General features: G+C 64.4%; 12 protein-coding genes. All 12 read right to left on the bottom strand.

Annotation, left to right across the window (positions count from 1 at the left end; all coding sequences use genetic code 11):
* Window positions 1-2: 2 nt before the first annotated feature.
* Window positions 3-908 carry a 4-hydroxy-tetrahydrodipicolinate synthase gene (dapA, locus tag Q2941_RS23485; protein WP_458193874.1) on the bottom strand — a complete coding sequence of 302 codons (906 nt, stop codon included), beginning with the start codon at window positions 906-908 and terminating at the stop codon, window positions 3-5.
* Between the two features lie 31 nt (window positions 909-939).
* Entirely contained in the window at window positions 940-2,748 is a 1,809-nt protein-coding gene (locus Q2941_RS23480) for an ABC transporter permease subunit (protein WP_458193873.1), read from the bottom strand.
* A 4-nt stretch (window positions 2,749-2,752) separates the two neighbouring features.
* Window positions 2,753-3,847: an ABC transporter ATP-binding protein gene (locus Q2941_RS23475; protein ID WP_458193872.1), complete on the bottom strand. Its 1,095-nt coding sequence runs from the start codon at window positions 3,845-3,847 to the stop codon at window positions 2,753-2,755.
* 21 nt (window positions 3,848-3,868) lie between these two features.
* Window positions 3,869-4,954: an ABC transporter substrate-binding protein gene (locus Q2941_RS23470; protein WP_027522790.1), complete on the bottom strand. Its 1,086-nt coding sequence runs from the start codon at window positions 4,952-4,954 to the stop codon at window positions 3,869-3,871.
* A 2-nt stretch (window positions 4,955-4,956) separates the two neighbouring features.
* Entirely contained in the window at window positions 4,957-6,432 is a 1,476-nt protein-coding gene (locus tag Q2941_RS23465) for an FAD-binding oxidoreductase (RefSeq protein ID WP_458193871.1), read from the bottom strand.
* A 371-nt stretch (window positions 6,433-6,803) separates the two neighbouring features.
* A complete protein-coding gene (locus Q2941_RS23460; RefSeq protein ID WP_458193870.1) occupies window positions 6,804-8,600 on the bottom strand; it encodes an ABC transporter substrate-binding protein in 1,797 nt (598 codons plus the stop codon).
* Window positions 8,601-8,672: 72 nt separating this feature from the next.
* Window positions 8,673-9,002, bottom strand: coding sequence for a DUF2160 domain-containing protein (locus Q2941_RS23455; protein ID WP_458193869.1), 330 nt, complete (start codon window positions 9,000-9,002; stop codon window positions 8,673-8,675).
* Between the two features lie 10 nt (window positions 9,003-9,012).
* Window positions 9,013-9,819: a carbohydrate ABC transporter permease gene (locus Q2941_RS23450; protein WP_458193868.1), complete on the bottom strand. Its 807-nt coding sequence runs from the start codon at window positions 9,817-9,819 to the stop codon at window positions 9,013-9,015.
* Window positions 9,819-10,793 carry a carbohydrate ABC transporter permease gene (locus Q2941_RS23445; protein ID WP_458193867.1) on the bottom strand — a complete coding sequence of 325 codons (975 nt, stop codon included), beginning with the start codon at window positions 10,791-10,793 and terminating at the stop codon, window positions 9,819-9,821. Before Q2941_RS23445 ends, Q2941_RS23450 begins: the two co-directional genes overlap by 1 nt.
* Window positions 10,793-11,878, bottom strand: coding sequence for an ABC transporter ATP-binding protein (locus tag Q2941_RS23440; RefSeq protein WP_458193866.1), 1,086 nt, complete (start codon window positions 11,876-11,878; stop codon window positions 10,793-10,795). Before Q2941_RS23440 ends, Q2941_RS23445 begins: the two co-directional genes overlap by 1 nt.
* A 12-nt stretch (window positions 11,879-11,890) precedes the next feature.
* Window positions 11,891-12,976, bottom strand: a complete 1,086-nt coding sequence (locus Q2941_RS23435) for an ABC transporter ATP-binding protein (RefSeq protein WP_458193865.1) — start codon at window positions 12,974-12,976, stop codon at window positions 11,891-11,893.
* On the bottom strand, window positions 12,973-14,523 hold the full coding sequence (gene glpD, locus Q2941_RS23430) for a glycerol-3-phosphate dehydrogenase (protein WP_458193864.1): 1,551 nt from the start codon (window positions 14,521-14,523) through the stop codon (window positions 12,973-12,975). The genes Q2941_RS23435 and glpD overlap by 4 nt, the downstream gene beginning before the upstream one ends.
* Between the last annotated feature and the right edge of the window lie 171 nt (window positions 14,524-14,694).

The following is a 14,694-nucleotide window of genomic DNA, read 5'->3' as shown; positions in this document are numbered from 1 at the left end:
CCTCACGCAATCCCTTCCGAGATCGCCAATTGCTTGCCGAGCTCTGACCGGAATGCCGAGACCAGCGCGGGCGCCGGCTGCACCAGCGGAGCCAGCATCCGCGGCGCGTCGACGCCGACCATGTCCATCACCGCCTTCATCGGCCCCGGATTGGTCTCGGCAAACGCCATGTTCATGAACGGGATCAGACGGCGATGCAGGCTCAGTGCCTCCGCCGTCCGGCCAGCAATCGCCGTCTCGTAAATCTGTCGCCAGGCGCGCGGCAACAGGCAGGCGGTGACGACGATGCCGCCCGTCGCGCCCCCCGCAAGATGCAGCGGGAACAGGCTGTCCTCGCCGCTGAGCACTGCAAAGCTGTCGTCGACGCCGGCCACGACCTGAAGGAAATGGTACATGTCGAGATTACAGGCCTTCATGCCGATGATGTTGGGATGCTTCGACAGCTCATGCAAAATCCTGGGCTCGATCGCGATCCGGGTGCGGTAGGGAATCTCGTAGATCAGGACAGGCACCGGCGAGGCATCGGCATAGCGCAGGAAATAGTCGCGAATGCCGGTCTGAGTCGGATTGGTATAATATGGCGTAAGGACCAGGAGGCCGTCCACGCCCTCGGCGGCGAATTCCTTGCCCGCCTGAAGAGCGTCGTGGAAGCCGGTGTCGAGCACGCCGGCGATCACAGGCCCCCTGCCCGCCATGGCCTTCACCGACAGGCCCGCCATCCGGATGCGCTCGGCGCGCGCGAGTGCACCATATTCGCCGGTGCCGCCGAGCGGCACCACGCCGTCGATGCCCTGCTTGAGCAGCCAGGCAAACAGCGCCGAGACCGCCTGGGCGTCGATCGTGTCGTCGGCCTTCACCGGGGTCGGAATGGCGGGGAGCAGGCCGCGAAGACGATTTGCAGTGAGCATGACGAGAACCTCTGGTTAGAACGCGGGATGACTACCTTGCGGCAGCGCGCCGACGCAGGCGTTCGGCGACGAAGATCAAGAGACCCATGAAGATGAACAGGCAGGTTGAGACGGCGGCGATCACGGGCGAGACCTGAAGCGTCACCTCCTCCCAGAACTGCTTCGGCAGCGTGGCGTTAAGCCCGCCGGTCGCGAACAACGCGATGGTGAGCTCGTCGAACGAGGTCGCGAAGGCGAACAGGAACGAGGAGAACATGCCCGCGCCGAGGATCGGAAAGGTGATGTGGCGCAGCGTCGCAAAGGGGCGCGCGCCAAGGCTTTGCGCGGCATGGTCGAGCCGCGTGTCGTAGTTGCGCAGCACGGCCATCATGGTCATGACGACGTAGGGCACCGCGACGACGGTATGTCCGAGAATGAGGCCAAAGGCGCTGCCGACGAGGCCCATGCTCGCGAACACGTAGAACATGCCGACCGCAATGATCATGCGCGGCACGACGATCGGCGACAGGATGAAGGCGAGCCAGGCGGCCTTGCCGGGGATGTTGCTCCTCACCAGCAGAAACGCCGCCGGCGTTCCAATCAGCATGGCGAGCGCACCCGTCCCCAGACCAACCAGCAGCGAGCGCAGGAACGCCTGGGTCCATACCGGCGAATGCAGCACGGTTTCATACCAATGCAGCGTAAATCCCTGCGGCGGCCAGTTCAGGCCGCCGGTGCCGAACGACAGCGGGATCATCAGGAGCGTCGGCGCGCTGATGATGATTAGCATGGTCCAGACGAAGGCCTGCAAGCCGAGGCCCGCCTGATCCGGATTGCGGTCGCGACGGCGCGACGGCAGCGCGAGAATGATGCGATCGGAGATCATGCCGAGCAGCGTCAGCACGGCATCGCCGATCCTCTGGACAGGCCCGGCGAGGCGCGAGGGCGCCACGCTGCGCGGCGCTGCCGCGCCCGTCATCGTCGACAGGCCGAGCAGCCGGTCGTAGGCCGCAAAGACGATGAGCACGACGATCAGGAGAAGCACGGAGATTGCGCCGGCAAATCCCAAGTTCAGGGTCTGCTGGACCTGGTCGATGATCAATTGCGTGATCATGGTCTCGCGGCGTCCGCCGAGCAGCGCCGGGACGATGAAGAAGCCGATCGCGGTGACGAACACCATGATGCCAGCCGCGGCGACCCCGGGCAGCGAGAGCGGAAAATAGATCTTCCAGAACGCCATGCCCGGCCGCGCCCCGAGCGTCGCCGCCGCGCGCGGCAGGTTGCGGTCGATGTTCTCCATCACAGAGAGCATGGTCAGCACGGCAAGCGGCAGCAGCGCGTTCACCATGCCGACGAGGACGCTGCCGAAATTATAGAGCAGGCTCGCCGGGCTCGAGATGATGCCGAGCGACAGCAGGAGCTTGTTGATGACGCCGTTGCGCCCGAGCAGCACGATCCAGGCAAAGGCGCGCACCAGAAAACTGGTCCAGAACGACAGCAGCACCCAGAACAGCAGCGTCGCCTTACGTTCCTTGCCGACGACGGAAATCAGATAGGCGATCGGGTAGCCGGTGACGACGCACACCAGCGTCGTCACCAGCGAGATCTTCAGCGTGATGAGGAGGACATCGATATAGACCGATGAGGCGAAGAGCTGGCGGTACGGCGCAAGCGTGAATCCGCTGTCGTTGTGGATGCTGAGCAGCAGCAACTGGCCGACGGGGTAGACCAGGAAGAGGACGAGCAGCAGGACGAGCGGGCCCCCCATCGCGGCCCAGGTCCAGGCCTGCGACCGGGCGCGAGAGCGCGTCGCGGTCCGGATCTGTCCCGACTCGATCGCAGGCGCTTTGGCCAATGCCATGGCGTCACCGTCCCCTGCCGTCGCGGATCGCCACGGCATCCGCGGAATTCCAGCCGAGCGAAACGCGTTGGCCGATCTCGTAAGGCGCTGCGCTCGCTCGCGTCGGATAGGCCGCGACGAGCTGCGGCATGTCGGCCTTTTCAGGCGCGATGTAGAGCCGCGTCATGCTGCCGCTGATCATCACGTCGACCAGCCTGCCGGTGAGCTTGCCGTCCGCCGCGTCCGCGACATGAAGGTTCTGGGGCCGGACCATGAGCTTGATCGGCTCGCCGGCCGTGAAGCTCGCGCCGTTGCCGACCGCGCGCGACGGCGCCGTCTGGTCGGCCAGCACGATGTCGAGCCCCTGCGCATCGACATGCCGCACCGTTGCGCTGAGCAGGTTGGACTCGCCGAGAAAGTCCGCGACGAAGACCGATTGCGGCCGGAAGTAGAGATCCTCCGGCGTGCCGAGCTGCTCGATTGCGCCTGCGTTCATCAGGCAGATGCGATCGGACATCGTCATCGCCTCCTCCTGGTCGTGGGTGACGTAGATGATCATGGTGCGGAGCTCGCGATGGATGCGCTTGATCTCGAGCTGCATCTGGTCGCGCAGCTTCTTGTCGAGCGCGCCGAGCGGCTCGTCCATCAGGATGATCGCCGGCCGGTAAACGATACAGCGCGCGAGCGCAATGCGCTGCTGCTGGCCGCCCGAGAGCTCGCGCGGATAGCGTTTTGCGACATGCGGCAGGCGAACCGTCTCCAGCGCCTCCGCCGTGCGCCGGCGCGCGTCGGCGTCGGCGACCTTCCGCATCTTCAGCGGAAACGCGATGTTGTCCTCCACCGTCATGTGAGGAAACAGCGCGTAGTTCTGGAACACGACGCCGATGTCCCGGTCATAGGCCGGGCTGTGCGTCACATCGGCATCGTCGACCAGGATCTGACCTTCGTCCGGATGCGCGAGCCCCGCGATCAGGCTGAGCAGCGTCGTCTTGCCCGACCCCGAAGGGCCGAGCAGCGTGAGGAATTCCCCCTTCGCGACATCGAGACTGGTCGGCGCCAGCGCAACGAAGTCGCCATAACGCTTGGTAAGGCCTTTGACGCGCAAGCTCGACGAGGTCATGCCCTGCTCCAATCGCGAGGCTCAAGCCAGGATCCAGCTATTGAAGCGCTCGATGACAGCGGCCTGGTTGTCGTACCAGAACTTCGCATCGATCTTCAGGCCCGCCTTGATGTTGTCCGGATAGGTCGGACAGTTCTTGGCGAGCTCCGGCTTGACGTAATTGAAGGCCTCCGGCTGCGTGAGGCCGGCGGGGAAATACTCCATCAGCGCCGCCTGGCGCTTCGGATCGGAGGCGAACTTGATGAACTCGCGGCAGGCATCCGCGTTCGGCGTGCCGGCGAGGATCGACCAGTTATCGCCGCCCCAGATGCCCTGATTCCAGACGATCTCGACCGGTGCGCCGGCCGCCTGCGCGGCCTGGGGACGCGACACCCAGGTCGGCAGCAGATCGATCTCGCCCGAGGTCAGCATCTGCTCGACCTGCGCGCCGCTGGTCCACCACACCGCGACGGAAGACTTGATCTTGTCGAGCGAGGCGAACGCCTTGTTCAGGTCGCACGGATAGACCTGCGCGGTCGGCACGCCGGCGCCCATCAAGGCCTCCTCGATGGTGTCGAACGGATGCTTGCGCACGGCGCGGCGTCCCGGAAACTCCGCCACGTTCCAGAAGTCGGCCCAGGACTGCGGCGCCTTGCGGCCCTTGAAGGCGTCCGTGCGGTAGGCCAGCACGGTGGTGTAGACGTTGGTGCCGACGCCGTAGGGCGACATGAATTCGGCGGGGATCGACTTGATGACGGGCTCGGATTCGAGGCCGTGCTTTTCGAGATATTGCTTGCTGCCGGTGGTCAAGAGCAGGATCGCGGGCCAGCTAATCTTGGCCATGTCCCAGGTGTAGTTCTTGGTGTCGACCATGGTCTTGATCTGCGCGACCGGCTCGGCATTGGCCTGCACCCCGACCACCTCGATGCCGGTTGCCTCGGTGAACGGACGGTAGAACACCGCACCATAAGCCTTGGTGTAGATGCCGCCGTCGTCGCGCACCACGATGCGCTTTCCTGCGGCGCGTGACGGGGACCAGACGGCCGGCGCAGCGAGCGCGACGGCTGCGGTGCCGGCACCGAGCAGCAGGCGGCGGCGGGAGGTGATGATCTTCGGAAGATGCGTCATGGTCAGTCCCCTCTATGCGATGTTGCGATGGATGGTGAAGAAACGTGCGCGTCCGCAGATGGCGGCGGCAGAACCTGGCCGGGATTGAAGAGCCCACTCGGGTCGAAGGCCTGCTTCACGGCACGCATCAGCGCGAGTTCGACAGGCGGCTTGTAGCGGGTCATCTGCTCCATCAACGTGCGGCCGACGCCGTGCTCGGCACTGAAAGTGCCACGGAGCGATGCCGCAACATCGTTGACCGCATGGCGGATGTGTTCCCCGACCGCGTCGCGGTCCGGCAGGGCATCCCATTCGGCAAAGCCAAAGAAGGGAATGAGGTGGATGTTGCCATCGCCCATATGGCCGACGATCACGAACGGCAGATCCGGAATGATCGCGTGCACCGCTTGCATCGCCTTCGCGATGAAGGTGGGCACCGCTGACACCGGAACGGCGCTGTCCGACGTCAGCCCAACGCCCGCCTTCTTGTTGGCTTCCGACACGCTGTGACGCACCAGCCACATCGCCTTGCGCTGGGCTTCACTCGCGGCGACGACGCCGTTGCTGATCAAGCCGGCCTCGAACGCGCGCTCGAGCACCGCCTGCATGGTGGCGTTGAGCGCCCCGGCATCGCCGGTGTCGGACAGTTCGACGAGGACATGCCAGCTATCGACTTGCGCGACCGGGCAACGGCGGCCCGGCACTTGTTCAAGGACAAGCTGGATCTGTTTGGCGTTCATCAGTTCGAAGGCGGAAAGCCGCGAATTGCAAGAAGCCTGGAACAGGCCGAGCACGTCGAGCGCCTGCTGCGGGCTGTCGACCGCGAGCCAGGCGACGGCTTCGGCGGTCGGCAGCGGATGCAGCTTCAGCACCGCGCCGGTGATAATGCCGAGCGTGCCTTCGGAGCCGATGAAGAGATGCTTGAGGTCGTAGCCGGTGTTGTTCTTGCGCAGCGCATAGAGGCCGTCCCAGATCGCGCCGTCCGGCAGCACGACTTCGAGACCGAGCACGTTGTCGCGCGTATTGCCATAGCGCAGCACGCCGGTGCCGCCGGCATTGGTGGCGATGTTGCCGCCGATCTGGCAGGAGCCCTCGGCGCCGAGGCTCACCGGATAGAGCCGCCCGCTGGCTGCCGCGGCCTCCTGGATCGTGGCCAGTACGCAGCCGGCATCGACCACCATGGTGTTGTTGACGGAATCGATCGACCTGATCCGCCGCATGCGCGTCAGCGCGATGATGACCGGCGGCTTGCCCTGCCCGGTCGGCGTCGCGGCACCGCACAGGCTGGTGTTGCCGCCCTGTGGCAGCACGGGCGTGCCGCTCTCGACGCAGAGGCGAACGATGGAAGCGACCTGCTCGGTCGTGGACGGCAGAACGGCGCAGAGCGCCGGCGCACGATAACGACCGCGCCAATCCTCGGTGACAGCAGCAAGATCCTCCTCGCGAACAAGCACGGCCGTGTCGCCCAGCAAGCGCTTGAACGCCTCGATCAATGCCATCAACCGGCCTCCCGGATGGGACCGCCAGTGGCCCCGACCGCCTGTTTGATCTTAATTGCTATGCGATTACTTCAATCGCATTATGCTGATCATGGATTTGAGGCCGGGCGGAGTCAAGCGGGTGTCTCCCGGGGTCGTCCTGGCGAAAGCCAGGACCCATAACCACCGGTTGTGGAAATGGGCAGGCGCGTGGTCCGAGCATCGCGCCACACCGGCGGTCGGGGTAATGGGTCCTGGCTTTCGCCAGGACGACGATGGGGAGGCAATGCGCTTCAATGCGCACACCGCATCGCGAGCGCAGCGCACGCCGCAAAAGAAAAAGGCCGGGATCGCTCCCGGCCTTTCATGTTGGATGACGTGATGCGCGAGGCTTACTTCACTTCCGCGCGCTTGGGCGGGGTGGCCGGCCACGACTTGATCAGCGTGTCGTAGTCGATCGTTTCGCCCTTCGGCTTCTCGTTGGCAAGCTTGCGCTGGGGCGCGATGGTGCCGTCCTTCTCGGCCTTCGCGAACCAGAACTCGGCCGACTCCTTCTTGTGCAGCTTCGGACCGCAGGCGCCCTGCACGCCGGACTTCTCAAGACGCTCCATGACGGCGTCCTGGGCAGCAGCGAGCGAGTCCATCGCGGCTTGCGGCGTCTTGGCACCCGACGACGCATCGCCGATGTTCTGCCACCAGAGCTGCGCGAGCTTCGGATAGTCGGGCACGTTGTTGCCGGTCGGGGTCCACTGCACGCGAGCGGGCGAGCGGTAGAACTCGATCAGGCCGCCGAGCTTCGGCGCACGCTCGGTGAACGACTTGTCCCAGATGTCGGATTCACGGATGAAGGTGAGACCGACATGGCTCTTCTTCAGCGACACCGTCTTGGAGACGATGAACTGGAGATAGAGCCAGGCCGCCTTGCGGCGGTCAGCCGGGGTCGACTTCAACAGCGTGAGCGAGCCGGCGTCCTGGTAGCCGAGCTTCATGCCTTCCTTCCAGTACGAGCCGTGCGGCGACGGAGCCATACGCCACTTCGGCGTACCGTCCGCGTTCATCACGGCGATGCCGGGCTCCACCATGTTGGCGGTGAAGGCCGTGTACCAGAAGATCTGCTGGGCGATGTTGCCCTGCGCCGGCACCGGACCCGACTCCGAGAAGGTCATGCCCTGGGCCTGCGGCGGGGCATACTTCTTCAGCCACTCGAGGTACTTGGTGATGGCGTAGACCGAGGCCGGACCGTTGGTGTCGCCACCGCGATCGACGCTCGAGCCGACCGGACGGCAGCCTTCCATGCGGATGCCCCATTCGTCGACCGGCAGACCGTTCGGAATGCCCTTGTCACCATTGCCGGCCATCGAGAGCCAGGCGTCGGTGAAACGCCATCCGAGCGAGGGGTCCTTCTTGCCATAGTCCATATGGCCATAGACCTTGACGCCGTTGATCTCCTTAATGTCGTTGGTGAAGAACTCGGCGATGTCTTCATAGGCGGACCAGTTCACGGGCACGCCGAGTTCGTAGCCATACTTGGCCTTGAACTTGGCCTTGTAGTCGGGGTTGGTGAACCAGTCGTAGCGGAACCAGTAGAGGTTCGCGAACTGCTGGTCGGGCAGCTGATAGAGCTTGCCGTCCGGCGCCGTGCCGAAGGACTTGCCGATGAAGTCGTTGACGTCGAGCATGGGGTCGGTGACGTCCTTGCCCTCGCCGGTCATGTAATCCGACAGCACGATGGTCTGGCCGTAGCGGAAATGCGTGCCGATCAGGTCGGAGTCGTTGATCCAGCCGTCGTACACGTTCTTGCCCGACTGCATCTGGGTCTGCAGCTTCTCGACCACGTCACCTTCCTGAATGGTGTCGTGCTTGAGCTTGATGCCCGTGAGCTCGGAGAACGCCTTGGCCAGCGTCTCCGACTCATAGGAGTGAGTCGCGATCGTCTCCGAGACGACGTTGATCTCCATGCCCTTGAAGGGTTCGGCAGCCTTGGCGAACCACTCGAGCTCCTTCTTCTGGTCGTCCTTCGACAGGGTCGAGGGCTGGAATTCCGCGATCCACTTCTGGATCGTGGCGTCATCGGCGGCGCGAACCGGCGCCGATGTCGCGAATGCAGCCGCAATGATAGCTGCGGCACTAGATACCGTCAGAAAGCTGATCTTGGTCAATGGACCTTTCCTTCTCCTAAACTGTCGCATGTTGTTCCTCCGTTGCAGCGACAAACTCTAACAGGCCCGGGTTGACCCCGGATCTGGTCTTCTTCGCGAGCTTCAGACCGTGCGGAATATGAGCGCGGCCGTGACAAGCGAAATTCCTGATGCGAGCCACAGGCTCGACAACTCAACCCCCTCCTCGCCAACCGGCAGCGTGCCGATCGTGTCGGTCCCGACGAGGCCGATCCACGCGAGATGGATGACGGCGGCCGCGATCAGCGAGATGAACAGGCGATCGCCGCGCGTGGTCGGAATGCGCAGGACCCCGACGCGCTCCGCCTCGGGATAGACCGCCGCGAGACACGTCATCACCGCGAGCGTGCAGGCGAGCGCGCCGAAGAAGATCGCGGTTGGTATCGTCCAGGCCATCCATGCGATGGATTCCATGGTCGCCTCCTTACACCCGGCCGAGCGCGAAACCGCGCGCGATATAGTTGCGGACGAACCAGATCACGAGCGCGCCCGGAATGATGGTGAGCACGCCGGCGGCAGCCAGCAGCCCCCAGTCCATGCCGGCGGCGGACACCGTGCGCGTCATGATCGCGGCGATGGGCTTGGCCTGCACCGAGGTCAGGGTACGCGCGAGCAAGAGCTCGACCCAGGAGAACATGAAGCAGAAGAAGGCTGCGACGCCGATGCCGCTTGCGATCAGCGGGATCAGGATCTTCACGAAGAAGCGCGGGAAGGAATAACCATCAAGAAACGCGGTTTCGTCGATCTCGCGCGGCACGCCGGAGACGAAGCCTTCGAGGATCCACACCGCGAGCGGCACATTGAAGATGCAGTGCGCGAGCGCAACCGCCCACGGCGTATCGAACAGGCCGATCGCCGAATAGAGGTTGAAGAACGGCAGCGCGTAGACTGCGGCCGGCGCCATGCGGTTCGACAACAGCCAGAAGAACAAGTGCTTGTCGCCGAGGAAACGGTAGCGCGAGAAGGCGTAGGCCGCAGGCAGCGCCACCGAGATCGAGATGATGGTGTTGAGAACGACGTATTCCAGCGAGTTGATGTAGCCGGAATACCAGCTCTCGTCGGTGAAGATGCGCTTGTAGTGCTGAAGCGTCGGCGCGTGCGGCCACAGCGTCATCGTCGAGACGATCTCGCTGTTGGTCTTGAAGCTCATGTTGACGAGCCAGTAGATCGGCAACAAGAGGAAGATGAGGAACAGCGCCATGATGACGCGACGGCCGGGGATCGAGTGCATCAGGCCACTCCTTCCTTGGGCTGAAGCGCATGCGCTGGCTGGAGCGCACCGGCGGGCTTGCGCTCCGCCGCGGGTTCTTTCTCGGCCTGCGTCTTGCGCTCGACGCCGGCATTGGTCATCACGGTGTAGAACACCCAGCAGACGATCAGGATGATCAGATTGTAGACCAGCGACAGGGCCGCGGCCTTGCCGAGGTCGAACTGGCCGAGCGCGATCTTGACGAGCTCGATCGAGATGAAGGTCGTGGAGTTGCCGGGGCCGCCGCCGGTGACGACGAACGGCTCGGTGTAGATCATGAAGCTGTCCATGAAGCGCAGCAGCACCGCTATCAGCAGCACACGATTCATCTTCGGAAGCTGGATCGCGGTGAACACCGCCCAGCGCGAGGCGCCGTCGATCTGAGCCGCCTGGTAATAGGCGTCAGGAATAGACTTCAGGCCGGCGTAGCAAAGCAGCGCAACCAGGCTGGTCCAGTGCCACACGTCCATGACGATGACGGTGATCCAGGCATCGACGGCGTTGGAGACGTAGTTGTAGTTGATGCCGATCGAGTTCAGGACATAGCCGAGCAGGCCGATGTCGGGACGACCGAAGATCTGCCAGATCGTGCCGACGACGTTCCAGGGAATCAGCAGCGGCAGCGCCAGGATCACGAGGCAGGCGGCCACCGTCCAGCCCTCGCGCGGCATCGACAGCGCGATGACGATGCCGAGCGGCACCTCGATCGCGAGGATGACGAGCGAGAAGAACAGGTTGCGGCCGAGCGAGGCCAGGAAGCGGCCGCCGAGGTCGGTCGAGGGATCGAGCAGCTCCTTGAACCAGCCGACGCCGTTCCAGAAGAACTGGTTGTTGCCGAAGGTGTCCTGCATCGAATAGTTCACCACCGTCATCAGCGGGATCACCGCTGAGAAGGCGACGACCAGGAACACCGGCAGGACCAGGAACCAGGCTTTTTGATTAATGGTCTTGTCCATCAAGCGGCTCCTTCCACCAGAAGGCTGTCCGCATAGACGTGGACATGCGACGGATCGAATTTCAGTCCGGCGGAGCCGTCGGGGCTGGTGAAGCCGCCCGGCGCGCGGGCAGCGAGCTTGGCATCGCCGACGCGCACGCGGGCGAAGCGGATGCGGCCGAGATCATCGATCCGGTCGATCTTCGAGGTGAGCAGCCCGGGAGCCGGCGCGACCACGTCGACGAATTCCGGCCGCACCCCGATCTCGATCTTGGCCCCAGCAGGCAGATGGTCGTAGCTGCGGTTGAGCGCGATGATGTGGCCATCGATCCGCGCCTCGCGGCCCTTCACCTCCGCCGGCATGATGTTCATGCCGGGCGAGCCGATGAAGTAGCCGACGAAGGTATGCGCGGGCTTGTCGAACAGCTCCGCCGGCGTACCGCTCTGCACCACGCGGCCGTCATGCATCACCACCACGGTGTCGGCAAAGGTCAGGGCTTCAGTCTGGTCGTGGGTGACGTAGATCATCGTGAGATCGAGCTCACGATGCAGCGCCTTCAGCTTCGAGCGCAGCTGCCACTTCAGCTCGGGATCGATCACCGTCAGTGGCTCGTCGAACAGCACGGCGGCGACGTCGTTGCGCACGAGGCCCCGGCCGAGCGAGATCTTCTGCTTGGCGTCGGCCGTGAGCCGCGTCGCCTTGCGGTTCAAATACGGCTCGAGGTCGAGCAGCCGGCCGATCTGGGTCACGCGCTTGTCGATATCGGCCTTCGGCACGCCGCGGTTCTTCAGCGGAAACGCCAGGTTCTCCCCCACCGTCATGGTGTCGTAGATCACCGGAAACTGGAACACCTGGGCGATGTTGCGCTTCTGGGTTGACAGCGGTGTGATGTCCTTGCCGTCGAACAGGATTTTTCCGCGCGAAGGAGTGATGATGCCGGAGATGACGTTGAGCAGCGTGGTCTTGCCGCAGCCCGATGGCCCGAGCAGCGCATAGGCGCCGCCCTGCCGCCAGGTCATGGTCACCGGCTTCAGCGCAAAGCTTTCGGCCGGCGCATCATTGCCGCCGTAGGAGTGAGCGAGATCGACGAGGTCAATGCGGGCCATGGCGCACCTCCCTCACGTATTTATGGAGCTGGGCGCGGCGACCAGGCGGTCGGCCGCGTCGAACACGAAGACATTCTGCGGATCGAGCACCGCGTCGAGCGTCTGGCCCGGCTCGAACTCGTGCACGCCGTGCAGCACCGCAACCCAGTTCGATCCGTCGCGGGTCAGATGCACGAAACTCTCCGAACCGGTGATCTCGGTCACCGTCACTGTGGCGTGGAAGGCGTGGCGATCGGTCTGGCCATTGGCGAGCCCGAGCTGATGGGCGCGGAAGCCAACGCGATAGGGTCCGTCGGCAAGTCCGGCATAGAGGCCGGAGGCCGGCGCCAAGCTGCCGCCGGCATATGCGACCTGCCCGTTCTTCTTCTCGATGCCGACCAGATTGAGCGGCGGGTCCGAAAATACCTGCGCGACGCGGAGCGTCTGCGGGCGGCGGTAGACGTTGGAGGTCTCGCCCATCTGGAGCGCACGGCCCTCCCACATGCAGACGGTGTTGCCACCGAGCAGCAGCGCTTCGGACGGCTCCGTCGTCGCATAGACGAAGATCGCACCCGAGGCCTCGAAGATGCGCGGCAGCTCGGCGCGCAGCTCCTCGCGGAGCTTGTAGTCGAGATTGGCGAGCGGCTCGTCGAGCAGCACGAGATCGGCGCCCTTCACAAGCGCGCGCGCGATCGCGGTGCGCTGCTGCTGGCCGCCGGAGAGCTGGAGCGGCGTGCGCTTCAGGAACGGCTCGAGCCGCAACAGCCTTGCGGCCTCCGCAACGCGCTTCTCGATTTCCTCGCGCGGCTTGCCCTGCACACGCAGCGGCGAGGCAATGTTCTCATAGACCGTGAGCGAGGGGTAGTTGATGAACTGCTGGTAGACCATCGCCACCGAGCGCTGGCGCACATCGATGCCGGTGACGTCCTTGCCGTTGACGAGCACCCTGCCCGTGGTCGGCTTGTCGAGCCCTGCGAGCAGCCGCATGATCGAGGTCTTGCCCGACAGCGTCGGCCCGAGCAGCACGTTAAGCGTGCCGCCGTCGAGCGTCAGCGAGACGTCGCTGATGTGCGGAACGCCGTCCACGGAACGGCTGACGTGATCCAGTGTGACGGTCATGAGCGTCCTCCCGCTTCGAGCAGGGGACTTTGCGGCACGGCATGGCTGGCGATCCAGTCGTCAAGTGCCGCGATCTGATCGGCACTTAGTCGCAGGCCAAGCTTGGAGCGCCGCCAGACAATATCCTCGGCGGTCACCGCCCATTCGTTGTTCATGAGATAGCGCACCTCGCGTTCCGTCAGCGTGGCGCCGAAGGACTGGCCGAGATCGGCCGCCGACTTGGCGTCGCCGAGGAGCTTGATGGCGCGGGTTCCATAGGCCCGCGCCAGGCGGCGGGCATGCTCGACGGAGAGGAAGGGATAGCCGCGCTGGAGGTCCGCGATCAGCGCGTCGACCGCCGACACGTCCATGTCGCCGCCGGGCAGCGGCCATTTGCCGGTCCAGCCCTCGCGCGCCTTGGCGCTGCGCAAATAGGGCGCGAGACGCTCGAGCGCCTCCTCGGCAAGACGCCGGTAGGTCGTGATCTTGCCGCCATAGATCGACAGCAGCGGCGCGCCGCCGGGCGTGTCGAGCTCGAACACGTAATCGCGGGTCGCAGCCTTGGCTTCGCTGGCGCCATCGTCATAGAGCGGGCGCACGCCGGAATAGGTCCAGACGACGTCCTCAGGCTTCACGGGCTTGGCGAGATATTCGCTCGCGGCGGTGCAGAGATACTGGATCTCTTCGGCCGTCGCCTTCACCTTGGCGGGGTCGCCATCATAATCGCGGTCGGTGGTGCCGATCAGCGTGAAATCGTCCTGGTAGGGAATGACGAAGATGATGCGACCGTCCGCGTTCTGGAACATGTAGGCGCGGTCGTGGTCGTAGAGTTTTTTGACGACGATGTGCGAGCCCTGCACCAGGCGGACTTTTGCCTTCGCGTTCACGCCGGCGCCGCGCCCGAGCACGTCCTCGACCCAGGGACCGCCGGCATTGACCAGCGCGCGGGCGCGGATCGTCGAGCGTGCGCCGGTAATGGTGTCGACCAGGCCGACGGTCCATACGCCGTCGGACTGGCGGATCTCGGTGGCGCGGGTGCGGGTGCGGATGTCGGCGCCCTTGTCGGCGGCATCGCGTGCATTGAGCACGACGAGGCGGGCGTCATCGACGAAGCAGTCGGAATATTCGAAAGCGCGCGAATAGCGGTTCGGGATCAGCGGACGGCCGACTTCGTCCTTGGTCAGATCGACCGAACGGGTTGCCGGCAACAGATGGCGGCCACCGATATGATCGTAGAGGAAAAGGCCCAGGCGGAGCAGCCAGGCCGGGCGCAGGCCGGCGTGATGCGGCAAAACGAAACGAAGGGGACGGATGATGTGGGGCGCGACGCCCCAGAGGATTTCGCGCTCGATCAACGCTTCGCGGACAAGGCGGAATTCGTAATATTCGAGATAGCGCAGGCCGCCGTGCACGAGCTTGGTCGACCAGGACGACGTCCCGCTAGCGAGGTCGTTCATTTCGCACAGGAAAACCGTGTTGCCCCGGCCGACCGCATCGCGCGCGATGCCGCAACCGTTAACACCGCCTCCAATGATGGCGAGGTCGAAAACACGCTCCAACTGACGCATCCCCCGGCGATCGCCCATTCGCTTAGGCGATTTTGCTTTCGGTTTCGATTAGATCAGAACCGAAAACGAAAGCAAGGCGAAAGAAAGCGAAAATGGAACTTTTTTCGTGGGCAAACCGATGATTTTTCCTGGGCAACAGGATGAAACGGTGGGCATCGCCCCCACCCTCAC

It is taken from the genome of Bradyrhizobium sp. UFLA05-153 (genome assembly GCF_054185185.1).
Note: the sequence above shows the minus strand (reverse complement) of the source record. Positions and strands in the feature narration are given on the sequence as shown.